The following is a 17,262-nucleotide window of genomic DNA, read 5'->3' as shown; positions in this document are numbered from 1 at the left end:
GGGGCCGCGTCTGCGGCTCCGCCCCTCGCTTCGCCGTCATTCGGGCGCCTTCGCAGCGGCCCGGACTGGAGCCTTCATGGATTTGACGACCTTCCTGATTCAGCTACTGAATGCGTTGCAGTACGGGTTGCTGCTGTTCCTCGTCGCCAGCGGACTGACCCTGATTTTCGGCATCATGGGCATCATCAACCTCGCCCACGGCAGCTTCTACATGATGGGCGCCTACATGGCGTTCGCGCTGACCTCGGCGACGGGCAATCTCTTCGTCGCGATCCTCCTCGGCATCGCCCTCAGCGCGCTGATCGGCTTCCTGCTCGAATGGGGCCTGTTCAGCCGGCTCTACAAGCGCGACCACCTCGACCAGGTGCTGCTGACCTACGGCCTGATCCTGATGTTCGAGGAGATACGCAGCATGATCGTCGGCGACGACGTCCATGGCGTGCGGATTCCCGAGATGCTGTCGGCGTCGGTCCAACTCAGCGAGACCCTCAGCTATCCCGTATACCGGCTGTTCATGTCGGCGGTCTGCATCGTGCTCGCGGTGCTGATGTACTGGCTGATCCGCCATACGCGGCTCGGCATGATGATTCGCGCGGGCAGCAGCAACCGTGAGATGGTCCAGTCGCTCGGCATCAACATTGATCTCATCTACCGCCTCGTGTTCGCGCTCGGCGTCACGCTCGCCGCGTTCGCCGGCATGCTCGCGGCGCCGGTGTCGTCGGTCTATCCGGGCATGGGCAACCAGGTGCTGATCATCTGTTTCGTCGTCGTCGTCATCGGCGGCGTCGGTTCGGTATGGGGCGCGCTCGTCGCGGCGCTGCTGATCGGCCTCGCCGACACGTTCGGCAAGGTCATCATCCCCGACTACGCCGGACTGACTGTCTATCTGCTGATGGCCGCGGTTCTGCTGTGGCGGCCCGAAGGCATCTTCCGGAGGATATGACCATGTCTGCAGCCATCAAGACCCCGCGCGCCGCCCTGTTGGCGACGCTGCTGGTGCTGTCGGTTTTCCCGCTGTTCGGCTCGGACTACTACAGCGAACTGCTGACGAAGATCATGATCATGGCGATCTTCGCCATGAGCTTGGATCTGCTGGTCGGCTTCACCGGCCTCGTCAGCTTCGGCCACGCCGCGTTCTTCGGCATCGCCGCGTATGCGGTGGTGCTGGTGTCGCCGCAGTACGACCCGTCCAGCCTGTGGCTCGTGCTGCCGGCCGCGGTGCTCGCGGCGGCCGTCGCCGCGTTCGTCGTCGGCCTGTTCGTGCTGCGGACGAAGGGGATCTATTTCATCATGGTGACGCTCGCGTTCGCCCAGATGATCTACTTCGTGTTCCACGACTCTCCGCTCGGCGGCGGGTCGGACGGCGTGTTCATCAACTTCAAGCCGGAACTGCGGGTCGGCGAGACGCAACTGCTCGACCTCGGCGACGCAGGGCACTTCTACTACGTCGTGCTGCTGCTGCTGGTCGCGACGTACGTGTTCCTGCGCATCCTGTTGCGCTCGCCGCTCGGGCACGCGCTCGCCGGGATCAAGAGCAACGAACACCGCATGCTGTCGCTGGGCTTCCCGGTGTTCCTGTACAAGCTCGCCGGTTTCGTCATCGCGGGCGCGCTGGCCGGCGTGGCCGGGTTCCTCTCGGCGTGCCAGTTCGGCTTCGTGACGCCGGAGATCCTGTCGTGGCACCAGTCGGGCAACGTGCTGCTGATGGTGATCCTGGGCGGCATGGGCACCCTCAACGGTGCCGCGATCGGCGCGTTCGCGTTCGTCGTGCTGCAAGAAGTGTTCTCGGCGCTGACCAAACACTGGCAGTTCCTGATGGGCACGGTGATCGTTCTGGTGGTGATGTTGCTGCCGGGCGGCCTGTCGAGCCTGACGCAGCGGCTGCGCCGCCTGCTCCTGGGAGGTAGCTCGAATGGGTGAATTGGTACTGGCTGCGCGCGGCCTGTCGCGCCAGTTCGGCGGGCTGGCCGCGAACAAGGACGTGTCGCTCGACATGCATCGCGGTGAGCTGCACGCGGTGCTGGGGCCGAACGGCGCCGGGAAATCGACGCTGATCAACCTGCTGTCGGGCGACCTGCCGCCGTCGGGCGGGCAGATTCTCTACCGCGGGCAGGATATTTCGGGCTGGAGCCCGGACCGGCGCTCGCGCGCCGGGATCGGCCGCAGCTATCAGCGCACGAACATCTTCCCGGCGTTCACGGCGTTCGAAAACTGCCGTCTGGCGGCGCAGTCGCGCACGCCGCGGGCATTGCATATCTTCTCGCGGGCACAGAACTACGACGATCTGCGCAGCGCGGCCGACCGTGCGCTCGAACAGGCTGGACTCGCGTCGCGGCGCGACACCGTTGCCGCGACGCTGAGCCACGGTGAGCAGCGCCAGCTCGAGATCGCGATGGTGCTCGCGACCGCGCCGTCGGTGCTGCTGCTCGACGAGCCGCTTGCCGGAATGGGCTCGGAGGAGTCGCAGCTGATGGTGACGCTGCTGCAGAAGCTCTCGGCCGATCACGCGATCCTGCTCGTCGAGCACGACATGGATGCGGTGTTCGCGGTCGCGGACGTCATTACCGTGATGGTGACCGGGCAGGTGCTCGAGAGCGGGCCGCCGGATCAGATCCGCGCGAGCCTTGCGGTGCAGGAAGCCTATCTGGGCGGAGGAGAACCCGACGATGAGTGAAACCTTGCTGGAAGCCGAAGGCCTTCATTCCTTCTACGGCAGCAGCCATATCCTGCACGGCATCGATTTCGTCGTGCGCCGCGGCGAGACGATCGGTCTGATGGGCCGCAACGGCATGGGCAAGACGACGCTGATCCGCAGCATGCTCGGCCATGTCCGTCCGCGCCATGGTCGCGTCGCGGTGCGCGGCAAGACGATGACGGGTTCGGCGCCGTATCTGATCGCGCGCAAGGGCATCGCCTACGTGCCGGAAGGGCGGGGCATCTTCCCGAACCTTTCGGTGCGGGAAAACCTGCTGATGGCTGCCAAGCCGGGTATCGACGGACGCCGGGACTGGACGTTCGAGCGGGTGCTGGAGACCTTTCCGCGGCTCGGCGAACGGCTGACGAACGGTGGCGGGCAGCTCTCCGGAGGCGAGCAGCAGATGCTGACGATCGGCCGCGCGCTGATGACGAACCCGGACGTGCTGATCCTCGACGAGGCGACCGAAGGCCTGGCGCCGCTGATCGCGAAGGAGATCTGGTACATCGTCCGCCAGATCCGCGCGACCGGCATCGCGACGATCGTCATCGACAAGAACCACGCCGCGGTGACGTCGATTTCGGATCGCAACGTGATCCTCGTCAAGGGCAAGGTCGCGTTCGAAGGCTCGAGCGCGGAGCTGCGCGCGCAGCCGGAACTCCTGCACAAGCATCTCGGCGCAGGCTGACGCGATTCGACGCGGGCCGCACGGCGCGCGCCGTGCGGCGAATTCGATATTGATCCCGCCGACACCTTACGAAGCGGCGCGGCACAAGATTTAACCAACAGGAGACAGGGCAATGCGGAAAATCGATGTTCACGAGTTGATCGACAAGGCGAAATTCAACCGCTTTCACTGGCAGGTGCTGTTCTGGTGTGCGCTGATCATCATTTTTGACGGCTACGACCTGGTGATCTACGGCGTCGTGCTGCCAGTGCTGATGAAAGAGTGGGACCTGACGCCGCTGCAGGCTGGCACGCTCGGCAGCTACGCGCTGTTCGGGATGATGTTCGGGGCGTTGATCTTCGGCCCGTTGTCCGACCGGTTCGGGCGCAAGCGGGTGATCGCGATCTGCGTTGTGCTGTTCAGTTTCTTCACGTTCATAAACGGCTTTGCGACAACGCCGACCGAGTTCGCGATCTGCCGCTTCCTCGCCGGGCTGGGTATCGGCGGGGTGATGCCGAACGTCGTCGCGCTGATGACCGAGTACTCGCCGAAAAAACTGCGCACGACGCTGGTCGCGATCATGTTCAGCGGCTATTCGGTTGGCGGCATGCTGTCAGCCGGCCTCGGCATGTACCTGATCCCGAATTTCGGCTGGCCGTCGGTGTTCTTCGTCGCCGGGCTTCCGCTGCTGCTGCTTCCGGTGATCCTCTACGCGCTGCCGGAGTCGATCGGCTTCCTGCTGCAAGCGAAGCGCGACGCCGAAGCGGGCGTGCTGCTCGGAAGGGTCGAACCGAACTTCGCGGCGCGGGTCGGGGACCGCTACGAGATGCCGACCGGCAAGACCGCCCACGTGTCGCTGGTCGCGCTGTTCAAGAACGGGCGCGCGCTGAGCACGCTGATGTTCTGGCTGGCGTTCTTCATGTGCCTGCTGATGGTGTACGCGCTCGCGTCCTGGCTGCCGAAGCTGATGACGCAGGCGGGATACGGACTCGGCTCGAGCCTGTCGTTCCTGCTGGTGCTCAATTTCGGCGCGATTTTCGGCGCCGTCGGGGGCGGCTTCATCGCCGACCGGTTGCACCTGAAGACCGTGCTGATGGTGTTCTTCGTCATCGCCGCGTTCTCGATCAGCCTGCTCGGCTTCAAGAACCCGACTGCCGTGCTCTACCTGCTGGTGGCCGCGGCCGGTGCGACGACGATCGGATCGCAGATCCTGCTCTATGCCTACGTTGCGCAGTTCTACCCGATGGCGATCCGCTCGACCGGCATCGGCTGGGCCTCCGGCGTCGGGCGCAGCGGCGCGATCGTCGGTCCGATCCTCGGCGGAACGCTGCTCGGCATGGCAATGCCTCTGGAATACAACTTCCTGTTTTTCGCGATCCCCGGCGCGATCGCGGCGTTCGCGGTGTCGCTGGTCGCCCGCAGCGCGGCCCACGTTCCGGCGGAGGAGCTGCCTCTGTCGTTCGCCGCGGAATCGGGCGCCATTTCCGATTGAGCCAGCCGCGCGCCGCGTTCGCGCGGCGCGCGGGCAGCTCCCGCTACCGCGGGCTGGTGCCCCAGCGCAGCATTTCCACCATTGTCGCCGCGATTTCCTGCGGCGACCGCCGCCCCTCGCGGTACCACAGGTATACCCAGTTCATCGCGCCGAGCAGCGTCAGCCGCAGCAGCGAGCGGTCGGTGCCCGGCGCGACGGGCAGGGCGTCGATGAGCCCGCGGTACAGATCCTCGTAGGCGTCGCGCACCGGCCGGATTTTCGCGAGCAGCGTATCGTGGCCGATCAGCGCCAGGCTGTGGCCGGTCACGCGGTGCACCGGCGAGCCGCCGACGATGAGATGCACATGCACCTCGCACGCGTGGGTCAATCTTTCCCACGGATCGCTCGCGCTGTCGACCGCGCGCTGTACCGCTTCCATGACGTCGTGGAAACCTTCGCGGTGCACCGCGAGATACAGCTCATCCTTCGACGCGAAGTGGTGATAGACCGATCCGGCGAGCAATCCGGCCTTGTTCGCGATGTCGCGGATCGAGGCACGGTCGTAGCCCTGTTCCGAAAACAGTTCGGCAGCCGCGTTGAGGATCACCTGCCGTCGGTCCAGCGGCTCGTCATGTGGCCCGGTCTCACCTCCGGATGGCCCGCGGGCTGCCTGCGCGCTCAACGTCGCGCGCTCGAGCAGCCGGCGCTGGCCGTCGCTCAGCGCCGCGAGGCCGCGATCCGAATCGCGCATCAGTGCCTGCAGGCGCTTTGCCGCCGTCTCCAGCCCGTGCTTTTGCCAAAGGTAGCGCACGCCGGACGCTGAAATCCGCATCCCCGATCGCCGCAGCCGCGCCGCCACCGCAGCCTGCCCGAGCTCGGGCTCCTCCCGCGCGAGCCGCAGTATCGCCTGCTCGGTGTCGAGTTCTGGCGTGTCGTCATCGGAAGTCGTTTTCGGTGCCATCCGGAATCCTGCAGTGCATCGGGGCCGTGTGAATGGCGGTCGAAATGCGCGTAAATCTGGCGCCGTGACATTGGCGGCGGAGCCGGTAGCGGTGTTTTGATTTACCGGGGATTCCGGTTTCAGGCGTGGTTCTGAATGGTGCGGCAGAGGGCGCGTTGGAAGGAGCCCGTAGGGCGACTGGAAACGCGCCCTTTGCCGCGCGGCCCCCGACGGGGAGCGGCAAGCGACAGGGATGACAGCTGAGTTCGAGATGCGGTAGAAAGACTCCGCCGAAGAGAACAGGCACGACGCCGGCCCAAACCGCCAAGTTCACACCGATGTCGTGCCCCACACCGTGCCGGGCACGGGTGCAGGGTGAGTATTCCACGAGTCGGAAGCCCCTGTCGACAGCTCCTTGGCGTGACTTGGACCGCCAATGGAATCCACGGGCCGATTCTTCCTCTGCGCGCGCTGCCGCGTGCAGGTATTGATTTGCAGCCCCTGCGACCATGGCCAGATCTACTGCGCCGGCGGCTGCGCGCCGACGGCGCGGCAGGACTCGATCCGCAGAGCGGGTCGGCGCTACCAAACGAGCCGCCATGGCCGCTTCACCCATGCCGAACGCAGCCGTCGCTACCGTGCGCGACAGAAGAACGTGACGCATCAGGGTTCCCCCGCGCCGGCGGCCGATGATCTACTGGCCGTGAGCTCGACGCCCATGGCGACGGCGTCATCGAAGGTGATCCAGACGACGTCCACGTCACAACACTGTCATTTTTGTGACTGTCCGTGTTCGGCGTTGGTCCGAATCGGCCCCTTGCGCCGTCGAGTTCCTCACACCGTCTGCCGACTAGATCGAAGAGGAACTGACCGTGACCATAGCCCCTGAGCTCGAAGCGCATATCCTTCGCTACTACCACGTCGAGAAATGGCGAACCGGCACGATCGCCCGCCAATTGCGCGTGCATCACGGCACGGTGCGCCGCGTCCTGGCGCAAGCCGGGCTGCCCAGGACCGGCGGCGTGCAGCGCCCGTCGCAGCTCGACGCCTACCTGCCCTTCATTGGCCAGACGCTGGAGAAATTCCCGACGCTGACCGCCAGTCGCCTGTACGCGATGGTGCGCGAACGCGGCTATGGCGGCGGCCCCGACCACTTTCGCCACCTGATTTCCCTGCATCGGCCTCGGCCGAAAGCAGAAGCCTTCCTGCGCCTGCGCACACTCGCCGGTGAGCAAGGGCAAGTCGATTGGGCGCACTTCGGTCACCTCGAGATCGGCCGTGCCCGCCGGCCGCTGATGGCCTTCGTCCTGGTCCTGTCCTGGTCGCGGCGCATCTTCCTGCGTTTCTTCCTCGATGCGCGCATGGAGAACTTCCTGCGCGGCCACGTCGGCGCCTTCGCCGCCTGGCAAGGGCTGCCGAGAGTCCTGCTCTACGACAATCTGAAGAGCGCCGTGCTCGAGCGCCAGAATGACGCCATCCGCTTTCACCCGACGCTGCTCGCGTTCGCCGGACACTACCGCTTCGAGCCGCGGCCGGTCGCCGTTGCGCGAGGAAATGAGAAGGGGCGGGTCGAACGGGCGATTCGTTATGCCCGCGAGAGCTTCTTCGCCGCCCGCAGCTTCGCGGACCTCGATGATCTGAACGCCCAGGCGCAAGCCTGGTGCGACGGCCAGGCGGCCGATCGGCCTTGCCCAGAGGAGCGCTCGATCAGCGTGCGCGAAGCCTTTGCCCGCGAGCAGCCCCGCCTGCTCGCGCTGCCGGAGAACCCCTATCCGACCGATGAGCACTTGACGGTGACGGCGGGCAAGACGCCGTACGTGCGCTTCGACCTCAACGACTATTCGATTCCGCACACGTATGTGCGGCGGCTGCTGACGGTCCGCGCCGATCCCTCGCGCGTGCGCGTCCTCGACGGCGGCGAGGTGCTCGCCGATCACCCGCGCAGCTACGATAGCCGAGACCAGATCGAAGATCCGGCCCACATCAAGACGCTGATCGAGCTCAAGCGCGAAGCCCGGCATCACCGCGGTCAGAACCACCTGGCTCAGGTCGCACCGGCGAGCCGGGACCTCTTGCTCAGCGCCGCCGAACGCGGCGCCAACCTCGGCACGATCACCTCGGGTTTGCTGCGGCTCCTCGATCGCTACGGCGCCTCGGAATTGCAGGCGGCCATCGTCGAGGCGCTGGCCGGTGGCGTGCCGCACCCCAACGCGGTGCGCCTGGCGCTCGAGCGCCGGCGGGAGGCGCGCCACGAGGCGCCCCCGGTCGCCACCTGCCTGCCGCCGCACGTCAAAGACAAGGACGCACCGGTCCAGCCGCACCGACTCGATACCTACGACACCCTCACTGGAGAGGACGATGAGCACGCTTGAAGCGTTGCGCCAGCGCGCGCACGCGCTGCACCTCCACGGCCTGCTGGCGCACTGGCCGGACGCGGCCACGGCGGGCTGGGTCGAGCCGCTGCTGCAGTGGGAAGAGGACGAGCGCAGCCGGCGCAGTCTCGAGCGCCGGCTCAAGGACGCGCATATCGGCCGCTTCAAGCCGCTGTGCGATTTCGATTGGCTCTGGCCCCGGCGCTGCGACCGCGCGGCGATCGAGGAACTGATGGCGCTCGACTTCCTCAAGGAATCGGCCAACGCCGTGCTGCTCGGCCCCAACGGCGTCGGCAAATCGACCTTGGCGAAAAATATCGCCCATCAGGCGCTGATCCACGGCCGCACCGTGCTCTTTACGACCGCCGGCCAACTGCTCGGCGATCTGGCCGCGCTCGATAGCGATTCGGCACTGCGCCGGCGACTGCGCCACTATGCCGCGCCGGATTTGCTGGCCATCGACGAGGTCGGCTACCTCTCCTATTCGAACCGCCACGCCGATCTGCTCTTCGAGCTGATCAGCCGCCGTTATGAGACGAAGAGCACGCTGGTCACCACGAATCGACCGTTCGCCGAATGGTCCGAGGTCTTTCCCAATGCCGCCTGCGTCGTCTCGCTCGTCGATCGCCTGGTGCACAACGCCGAAGTCATTGCCATCGACGGCGACTCCTATCGCCTGAAGGAGGCCAAGGAACGCTCGGAGCAACGGGCAAAGCAACGACGGAGGGCGAAATCATGAAGCCCTGGCTCCTGCCCTCCGGGCACCAGCGCGGCATCCCCTTCATCGTGCCCGACCACTGGACGCCCGAGCAGGCACTGGCCGTCGTCGAGTTGCTCGACGATCTGCGCGAACGCATCTGGGCGCATTACCAGATCCCGCTTCACGAGCTTATGCGTGAGGAGTACGCACCAACCCACGCCCCTGATCTGCGCCACACCGATACCGACGACCCGCCATTCTGACGACTGCCCGGCATCGCAACGCCAAACCACAAGGGGCCTACGAAGGCCCCTTGTGCTCTTTGCCGTCCGCACAGCATTTCGTCGCCAAGTAGCAGCGGATTTACACCGCCGCTAACAGGGCCGCAATGATAGCGAGCAATGGCCGGAAACGCCCCTGCATAACGGGTGCCTGCGTCGTGTCGAATCGTCGCGTGCTGCAGTCCGTCTGCTTTGTAGCATCCTTTGACAAACTACTTGAACAAGTGTTTGACAAGATTGTTCGGCATTGCTAACTTTGCGACACGCCGACATCTTTCGGCGCGATACCCAGAGCGGTCCAGCCGCCGTTCGATTGGCCCGGGGAAGTCCGGCGTCAAAACCAGAGGAGTGACCATGCAAGTCAAGAAACTCGCAGTCCTGTGTTCGTTCGCGTCGCTGTCGTTCGTTCAACCCGCTGTCGCGGATATCACGGTGGGGGTTTCACTGTCGGCGACCGGGCCCGGTGCTTCGCTCGGCATTCCCGAGAAAAACGTCTTTGCGCTGCTGCCGACGCAGATCGCAGGGGAAAAAATCCATTACATCTTGCTGGATGACGCGACCGATCCGTCGATCGCGACGAAGAATGCGCGCAAGCTGATTACGGAAAACAGCGTCGACGTGCTCGTCGGCTCGTCGACGACGCCGGCCACCGCGGCGATGGCCGAAGTCGCCAACGAGAGCGCGACGCCGCAGGTCGCGATCAGCCCGGTGTCGCTGCCCGCGGACCGCAACAAATGGGTGTTCCGTACGCCGCAGCAGAACAGCGTGATGGCCGATGCGCTGCTCGGTCACATGACGGCGATGGGCGTGAAGACGCTTGGCTTTATCGGTTTTTCGGACGCCTACGGCGAAGACTGGCTCGGCGCCGTGAAGAGCCGCGCCGAGGCGGCGGGCATCAAAATGGTGGCGGTCGAGCGTTACGCGCGTGCCGACACATCGGTCAGCGGGCAGGTGCTGAAGCTGGTCGCGGCGCGGCCCGACGCGGTGCTGGTGGTGGGCTCCGGAAGCCCCGCCGCACTGCCGCAGACGACGCTCGGCGAGCGCGGGTACAAGGGCCAGATCTACCAGACCCACGCGGCTGCGAACCAGGCTTTCCTGAAGGTCGCAGGCAAGGCGGCCGAGGGCGCGATCATGCCGGTCGGCCCGGTCGTCGTCGTCGACCAGGTGCCGGACACGCATCCGTCGAAGACCGCCGGGCGCGATCTCGTGCACAAGTACGAAGCCGCGTACGGCCCGGGCTCGTTCTCGTCGTTCGCGGGTCACGCGTTCGATGCGTTCCGTCTCATCGAACAGGCGATCCCGGTCGCGCTGAAGACCGCGAAGCCGGGCACGCCGCAGTTCCGCGCGGCGCTGCGGGACGCGATCGAGTCGAACAAGGAGGTCGTCGGCAGCCATGGCGTGTTCAACATGAGCGCCGCCGACCATTTCGGTCTCGACGAGCGCTCGCACGTGCTCGTGAAGATCGAGAGCGGGGCGTACAAGATGATCTCGCAGTAACCGGAACGGGCGGAAAATCCCATGAGCACAGTGATATCCGATATCGACGCGATGTTCGCCCGACCGGTCGTGAACATCGAGGCGCGCCCGGACGGCAGCCGCATCCTGCGTTCCGGGATTCCCCTGCCCGACAGCTATGCGCGCTGCGTCGGCGAGTGGCTCGAACGCTGGGCGCGCGACACGCCCGAGCGCCTGTTCCTCGCCGAGCGCAACGCGGCTGGCGAGTGGCATCGCGTCAGCTATGGCGAGGCGCGGCGCCGCGTCGTCGCGATCGCGACCTGGCTGCTCGGCCAGAATCTGTCGGCCGAGCGGCCGGTGGCGATCCTCTCCGACAACTCGATCGAGCATGCGCTGCTGATGCTCGCGGCGATGCACATCGGCGTGCCCTCGTGTGCGATCTCGTCGGGCAACTCGCTGATGTCGAAGGATTTCGTCAAGCTGAAGGCGAACATCGAGCTGCTGCGGCCGGGCGTCATCTATGCCGATCCGGTCGGCAAGTTTGCGGCGGCGATCGATGCGATCGGGCCGTTGCACGACGGCGTCGTCGTCGCCGGGGGCGGCAGCGAATCGACTGCCGGCTGCGTGCCGTTCGCCGATATCGAGGCGAACAGCGACGAGGCGGCGGTGATGGAGGCGTTTGCCCGGATCACGCCGGACACGACCGCGAAGTTCCTGTTCACGTCGGGATCGGTCGGTACGCCGAAGGCGGTCATCAACACCCAGCGCATGCTGTGCGCGAGTCAGCTTGCGAAGGAGCTGGTGTGGCCTTTCCTGAGCCACGAGCCGCCGCTGCTGATGGAATGGCTGCCGTGGAGCCACACTTTCGGCAGCAACCACAACTTCAACATGGTGCTGCGCTTCGGCGGCAGCATGTATCTCGACGACGGCAAGCCGACGCCGGCGCTGCTCGACAGGACGCTGCGCAACCTGCGCGAAGTCTCGCCGACGATCTATTTCAGCGTGCCGCGTGCGTTCGACATGCTGGTGCCGGTGCTGCGTCGCGACAAGGCGCTGCGCGACAGCTTCTTCAAGCGCCTGAAGCTGATCTTCTACGCTGGCGCCGCGCTGCCGCAACATCTGTGGGCCGAACTGGAGAACCTCTCCGAGGAAGCAACCGGCCGCCGCGTCACGATGGTGTCGTCGTGGGGCTCGACCGAAACTTCGCCGCTTGCGACCGACTGCCATTTCCAGGCGGTGCGCTCAGGCGTCATCGGCGTGCCGGTGCCCGGCACCGAGCTGAAGCTCGTGCCGTCGGCCGACAAGCTCGAAGTGCGGGTCAGGGGGCCGAACGTGTTCCCCGGCTACTGGAAGCAGCCCGAGCTGACGGCGAAATCCTTCGACGACGAAGGCTTCTACCTGATCGGCGACGCAGTCGAGTTCGTCGATCCGGCCCGTCCCGAACAGGGCCTGCTGTTCGACGGACGCGTCGGCGAGGACTTCAAGCTGCTGACCGGCACGTGGGTGCACGTCGGAGCGCTGCGCGTCAAAGGCATCGACGCGCTCAAGCCGGTTGCGCAGGACATTGTCGTCACCGGGCATGACCGCGACGACATCGGCTTCCTGGTGTTCCCGAACATCCCCGAATGCCGTTCGCTGTGCCCGGGACTGCCCTCCGACGCTCCGGTCGAGCAGGTGCTGTCGAACCCGGCGGTGCTCGCCCGCGTGCGTCTCGGCATGGCGGCGATGATGCAGGCCGGCGGCGGCTCGTCGACGTGCCCGACGCGCGCGTTGCTGATGGCCGAGCCGCCGTCGGTCGAAGCCGGCGAGATCACCGACAAAGGCTACATCAACCAGCGCGCGGTGCTGACCCGGCGCCGCGACCTCATCGAATCCCTGTATGCGGCGATGCCGGACAAGTCCGTCGTCACCGCGTAGCCGGACGCCGACCGGAGAACTTCGGCATGAATCATGAAAGGATCATCCTGATGACCGAACAACTGGTAAGAACCTCGCATGAGGACGACATCTACACCGTCACGCTGGCGCGCCCCGCCAAGCGCAACGCGATCAGCGACCGCCTGCTGGCTGCCATCGACGACGCTTTCGCGGCCGTCCCCGACGGCGCCCGAGTGATCGTGCTGGCCGCGGAGGGCGAGCATTTCTGTGCCGGCCTCGACCTGACCGAGCACCAGCACCGCGAGCCTTTCGGCGTCATGAAGCACTCGCAGAGCTGGCACCGCGTGTTCAGCCGCATCCAGAACGGCGGCATTCCGGTCGTCGCCGCGCTGCACGGCGCGGTCATCGGCGGCGGCCTCGAGCTGGCGGCCGCGACCCACGTGCGCGTCGCCGAGCCGAACACGATCTACCAGCTGCCCGAAGGGCGCCACGGCATCTTCGTCGGCGGAGGCGCCTCGGTGCGGGTCGCGCGGATCATCGGCGCCGGGCGGATGGGCGAGATGATGCTGACCGGACGCATCCTCGAAGCCGACGAAGGACAGCGCCTCGGCCTGTCGCATTACCTCGTCGGGCCCGGCGACGGGCTCGCGAAGGCGCAGCAGCTCGCGCGCCGGATCGCCGAGAACGCGCCGATGGCGAACTGGGCGATGGTCACGTCGATCGCCCGCATCGAGAACATGGCGGCCGACGACGGCTTCTTCGTCGAGTCGCTGACCGCCGCGGTCACGCAGACCGGCCCGGAAGTCGCCGAGCGCATCGGCCAGTTCCTGCAGCGCAAAGGTCAGGGAGCGCAGCGATGAACACGACCGATTCCTACGCCGCGTCGCAAGCCGCGGCCCATGCCGCGCGCTACGACGACATCTGGCTCGTCGCCGGGAGCCGCACGCCTTTCGCCGACTACAACGGCGTGCTGCGCGATGTGTCGCCGACCGACCTCGGCATCTTCGCGGCGCGCGCGCTGTTCGACAGGAGCGGCATCCCGGCGAGTGAAGTCGACGCGATCGTCGCCGGCAACATGGCGCAGGCGAGCTTCGACGCGTATTTCCTGCCGCGCCACATCGGCCTGTATTCGGGTGTGAACCCGAACGTTCCGGCATTGCTCGTGCAGCGCCTGTGCGGCACCGGCTTCGAGACGATCATCGCCGCCGCCGACCAGATCACGCTCGGCAAGGCGAAAGTCGCGCTCGCCGTCGGCACTGAATCGATGTCGCGCAACCCGATCGCCGCCTACACGCACCGCGCCGGTTTCCGCATGGGCCAGCTCGATTTCCGCGACTTCCTGTGGGAAGCGACGAAGGACACCGCGCCCGGAGCGAGCATGGGCGACACCGCGGAAAACCTCGCGAAGCGCTACGGCATTTCGCGCGAGGAGGTCGACCGCTTCGCCGAGCAGAGCTTTGCACGCGCCGCCGCGGCGTGGGAGTCGGGCTGGTTCGCCGGCGAAGTTGCCCCCGTCGTCAATGCGAAATGGGAGTTGGACGGCTACAACGGCAGGTCGCTGAAGCTCGCCGACCGCGCCGAAGTGTGCGATCGCGACGGCCATGTGCGGTCGACGTCGTTCGACGCGCTGCAAAAACTGAAACCCGCGTTCGGCGGCGTGCAGACAGGCGGCAACAGTTCGGCGATCGTCGATGGCGCGGCCGCGGTGATCGTCGCGCATGGCGACTGGGTGCGCGTGCACGGCATCAAGCCGCTGGCGCGTATCGTCGCCGGCGCGTCGGTGGCGGTGCCGCCGGAGATCATGGGCATCGGCCCGGCGCCGGCGATTCGTGCGGCCGCCGCAAAGGCCGGACTCACGGTCGGCGACCTGGGGCGCGTCGAGATCAACGAAGCTTTCGGTGCTCAGTACCTCGCATGCGAACGCGAACTGGGGCTCGACCGCGAGCGTGCCAACGTGCATGGCGGCGCGATCGCGATCGGGCATCCGCTCGGGGCATCCGGCGTCCGTCTGACGACGACGGTGGCGCGTGAGCTGCAGGAGGCGCGGCTGCAGTTCGGCGTGTCGTCCGCGTGCTGCGGGGGCGGCCAGGGCGTTGCGATCGTCGTCGAGAACGTCGGCTGAGCCATCGGCCGCAAACAAGGGAAAAACGATGAAACTCGAGAACAGCACTTTTATCGTCACCGGCGGGGCATCGGGGCTCGGCGAAGCGACTGTGCGCGCGTTCCACGCGGCCGGTGCGAAGGTCGTCATCGCGGACCTGAACAGCGTCGGCGGGGAAAAACTCGCCGATGAGCTCGGTGCCCGCGCAGCGTTCCACCGCACCGACGTCGCGTCCGAAGCCGATGCGCGCGGCTGCGTCGAGCTCGCGCTCGCACGCTTCGGCGCGCTCAACGGGCTCGTCAACTGCGCCGGCATCGGCACCGCCGCGAAAGTGCTCGGCCGCGACGGCCCACATCCGCTCGACACGTTCGCGCGCATCGTGAACATCAACCTGGTCGGCACCTTCAACATGATCCGCCTCGCGTCCGAAGCGATGTCGAAAGGCGAACCGAACGCCGGCGGTGAGCGTGGCGTGATCATCAACACCGCGTCGGTCGCCGCCTACGACGGCCAGATCGGCCAGGCCGGCTACGCCGCGTCGAAAGGCGGCATCGTGTCGATGACGTTGCCGATCGCGCGCGAGCTCGCGCGTTTCGGCATCCGCGTCGTGACGATCGCGCCGGGCCTGTTCCTGACGCCGATGATGAAGGGCCTGCCCGAAGACGTGCAGCGCTCGCTCGGCGAATCCGTGCCGTTCCCGCCGCGCCTCGGCGAACCGGCCGAATACGCGCAACTCGCGCGCCAGATCGTCGAGAACGCGATGCTCAACGGCGAGACGATCCGCCTCGACGGCGCGATCCGCCTCGCGCCCCGCTAAGACCACTTGGCCGGACCTGCGCCGGCCGGAGCTGCCACCATGCACGATTACGCCGCGCCGCTGCGCGACATGCATTTCATCCTCCGCGAACTGGCCGGGCAGGACGCGGTTTCTGCGCTGCCGGGATTCGAGGACGCGACGCCGGACGTCGTCGAGGCGATCCTCATTGAAGCCGGCAAGTTCGCCGCCGGCGTGCTCGGCCCGATCAACGCTCAGGGCGACGTGCAGGGTTGCCGGCTCGACGCCGACGGGCGCGTCGTCACGCCCGAGGGCTGGAAGGACGCGTGGGATCGCTTCGTCGAGGCCGGCTGGACCGGCCTGTCGCTGCCACTGGAATTCGGCGGCCAAGGCTTGCCGAAGCTCGTGTCGACGCCGGTGTGGGAGATGTGGTTCGCCACGAACATGGCGTTCGCGATGTTGCCGCAACTGAACGTCGGCCAGACCGAAGCCCTGCTGATCGCCGCCAGCGACGAGCTCAAGCAGACCTGGCTGCACAAGGTTGTCAGCGGTGAGTGGGGCAGCACGATGAACCTCACCGAGCCGCAGGCCGGATCCGACCTCGCCGCGACGCGCGCCCGCGCTGAGCCTGTCGCCGACGGCAGCTATCACGTGTTCGGCCAGAAGATCTTCATCTCGTACGGCGAGCACGAGCTGACGAGCAACATCGTCCACCTCGTGCTCGCCCGGCTGCCGGACGCGCCGGCCGGCGTGAAAGGACTGTCGCTGTTCCTCGTGCCGAAATTCCTGCTCGACGCCGACGGCAATCCGGGCGCGAAGAACGACGTGCGCTGCATCGCGATCGAGCACAAGCTCGGCATCCACGGCAGCCCGACCTGCACGATGAGCTATGGCGACGCCGGCGGCGCGGTCGGCTGGCTCGTCGGCGCGCCGAACCGCGGCCTCGAGACGATGTTCATCATGATGAACGAAGCGCGCTTCGGCGTCGGCGTGCAGGGCGCCGGGCTCGGCGAGCGCGCCTACCAGCTCGCGCTCGGCTATGCGCGCGAACGCGTGCAGGGTCGCGACGCGATCACCGGCGAGGCCGGCCAGCCGATCCTCCATCACCCTGACGTCAAGCGCATGCTGCTGTCGATGCGCGCGCGGGTGATGGCGATGCGCGCGCTGCTGTACACCGCCGCCGGCTGGTTCGACCTCGCGGAGCATCATCCGGACGCCGCGCTCGCCGCGAAATGCCGGCGTTACGTCGACCTGCTGATGCCGGTCGCAAAAGGCTGGTGCACCGAAGTCGGGCAGCAGGTCTGCAACGACGCGATCCAGGTGTTCGGCGGCATGGGCTTCGTCGAAGAGACCGGCATTGCGCAGTTCGCCCGCGACGCGCGCATCATCACGATCTATGAAGGCACGACCGGCATCCAGGCCAACGACCTCGTCGGCCGCAAGATCCTGCGCGAAGGCGGCGAGACGCTGCGCGAACTGGTCGCCGACCTGCATGCGACCGCCGCCGCGTTGCGTGAAGATGCCGAACTCGCGCCGATCGCCGACGCCCTTGCCGAGAACATCGCGGCGGTCGAACGGGCGGCCGATTGGCTGCTCGCGAACGGGAAGGATCATTTTGCGGAGGTGCTCGCCGGCGCGGTGCCGTTCCTGCATCTGCTCGGAATCGCCTGCGGCGCGTGGCAGATGGCGCGCGTCGCGCTCGCCGCGCGGCGCCGGCTCGCGGCCGGTCAGGGCGACCCGATCTACCACGCGAGCCTCGTCGAGCTCGCCCGTTTCTACATGGCGAGCTTCGGCCCGCAGGCCGTCGCCTGCTCGCAGGCCGTGCGGGAGGCCGGCGGGCCGCTGATCCGCTTCGACGCCGCTGCCTTCTGAGCGCCCCCAGGAAACGGCTTTGCCGTTTCCGCCCCCCGAGGGGGACAAGAAAACT

The 17,262-nt window shown here is 66.8% G+C and carries 15 protein-coding genes; 14 read left to right on the top strand and 1 reads right to left on the bottom strand.

What is annotated here, in order from left to right:
• The first annotated feature begins 76 nt into the window (after positions 1–76).
• From pbN1_RS02075 to pbN1_RS02055, 5 genes are all read left to right on the top strand, one after another.
• A complete protein-coding gene (locus tag pbN1_RS02075) occupies positions 77–943 on the top strand; it encodes a branched-chain amino acid ABC transporter permease (protein ID WP_169203872.1) in 867 nt (288 codons plus the stop codon).
• 2 nt (positions 944–945) lie between these two features.
• The gene (locus tag pbN1_RS02070; protein WP_425305749.1) at positions 946–1,920 is read left to right on the top strand and encodes a branched-chain amino acid ABC transporter permease; all 975 of its coding nucleotides are present in this window, start codon (positions 946–948) and stop codon (positions 1,918–1,920) included.
• Positions 1,913–2,674 carry an ABC transporter ATP-binding protein gene (locus pbN1_RS02065; RefSeq protein WP_169203874.1) on the top strand — a complete coding sequence of 254 codons (762 nt, stop codon included), beginning with the start codon at positions 1,913–1,915 and terminating at the stop codon, positions 2,672–2,674. The genes pbN1_RS02070 and pbN1_RS02065 overlap by 8 nt, the downstream gene beginning before the upstream one ends.
• On the top strand, positions 2,667–3,383 hold the full coding sequence (locus tag pbN1_RS02060; RefSeq protein ID WP_169203875.1) for an ABC transporter ATP-binding protein: 717 nt from the start codon (positions 2,667–2,669) through the stop codon (positions 3,381–3,383). Before pbN1_RS02065 ends, pbN1_RS02060 begins: the two co-directional genes overlap by 8 nt.
• Before the next feature lie 112 nt (positions 3,384–3,495).
• Positions 3,496–4,854, top strand: a complete 1,359-nt coding sequence (locus tag pbN1_RS02055; protein WP_169203876.1) for an MFS transporter — start codon at positions 3,496–3,498, stop codon at positions 4,852–4,854.
• Positions 4,855–4,897: 43 nt separating this feature from the next.
• On the opposite strand, the gene pbN1_RS02050 is transcribed toward pbN1_RS02055, so the two are convergent.
• Positions 4,898–5,794 carry a TetR/AcrR family transcriptional regulator gene (locus pbN1_RS02050; RefSeq protein WP_169203877.1) on the bottom strand — a complete coding sequence of 299 codons (897 nt, stop codon included), beginning with the start codon at positions 5,792–5,794 and terminating at the stop codon, positions 4,898–4,900.
• An 851-nt stretch (positions 5,795–6,645) separates the two neighbouring features.
• Between pbN1_RS02050 and istA the strand changes: the two genes are divergently transcribed.
• From istA to pbN1_RS02005, 9 genes are all read left to right on the top strand, one after another.
• Positions 6,646–8,145, top strand: coding sequence for an IS21 family transposase (gene istA / locus pbN1_RS02045; protein WP_169204279.1), 1,500 nt, complete (start codon positions 6,646–6,648; stop codon positions 8,143–8,145).
• A complete protein-coding gene (gene istB, locus pbN1_RS02040; protein ID WP_169204280.1) occupies positions 8,132–8,884 on the top strand; it encodes an IS21-like element helper ATPase IstB in 753 nt (250 codons plus the stop codon). Before istA ends, istB begins: the two co-directional genes overlap by 14 nt.
• Positions 8,881–9,108 (top strand): hypothetical protein, encoded by a 228-nt coding sequence (locus tag pbN1_RS02035; RefSeq protein WP_169204281.1) that lies wholly within the window; start codon positions 8,881–8,883, stop codon positions 9,106–9,108. Before istB ends, pbN1_RS02035 begins: the two co-directional genes overlap by 4 nt.
• A gap of 372 nt (positions 9,109–9,480) precedes the next feature.
• Positions 9,481–10,623, top strand: coding sequence for an ABC transporter substrate-binding protein (locus tag pbN1_RS02030; RefSeq protein ID WP_169204093.1), 1,143 nt, complete (start codon positions 9,481–9,483; stop codon positions 10,621–10,623).
• Positions 10,624–10,644: 21 nt separating this feature from the next.
• Positions 10,645–12,498, top strand: coding sequence for a feruloyl-CoA synthase (locus pbN1_RS02025; protein WP_169204092.1), 1,854 nt, complete (start codon positions 10,645–10,647; stop codon positions 12,496–12,498).
• A 50-nt stretch (positions 12,499–12,548) separates the two neighbouring features.
• Positions 12,549–13,319, top strand: coding sequence for a crotonase/enoyl-CoA hydratase family protein (locus pbN1_RS02020; RefSeq protein ID WP_169204094.1), 771 nt, complete (start codon positions 12,549–12,551; stop codon positions 13,317–13,319).
• Positions 13,316–14,581, top strand: a complete 1,266-nt coding sequence (locus pbN1_RS02015) for a thiolase family protein (RefSeq protein WP_169204091.1) — start codon at positions 13,316–13,318, stop codon at positions 14,579–14,581. The genes pbN1_RS02020 and pbN1_RS02015 overlap by 4 nt, the downstream gene beginning before the upstream one ends.
• Before the next feature lie 28 nt (positions 14,582–14,609).
• Complete coding sequence (locus pbN1_RS02010) at positions 14,610–15,377, top strand: 3-hydroxyacyl-CoA dehydrogenase (RefSeq protein WP_169204090.1); 768 nt, start codon at positions 14,610–14,612, stop codon at positions 15,375–15,377.
• A gap of 39 nt (positions 15,378–15,416) precedes the next feature.
• Positions 15,417–17,207, top strand: a complete 1,791-nt coding sequence (locus pbN1_RS02005) for an acyl-CoA dehydrogenase (RefSeq protein ID WP_169204089.1) — start codon at positions 15,417–15,419, stop codon at positions 17,205–17,207.
• Positions 17,208–17,262 lie beyond the last annotated feature (55 nt).

This window comes from Aromatoleum bremense (assembly GCF_017894365.1).
Classification (GTDB): domain Bacteria; phylum Pseudomonadota; class Gammaproteobacteria; order Burkholderiales; family Rhodocyclaceae; genus Aromatoleum; species Aromatoleum bremense.
This window is presented reverse-complemented; position numbering and strand designations above follow the sequence as displayed.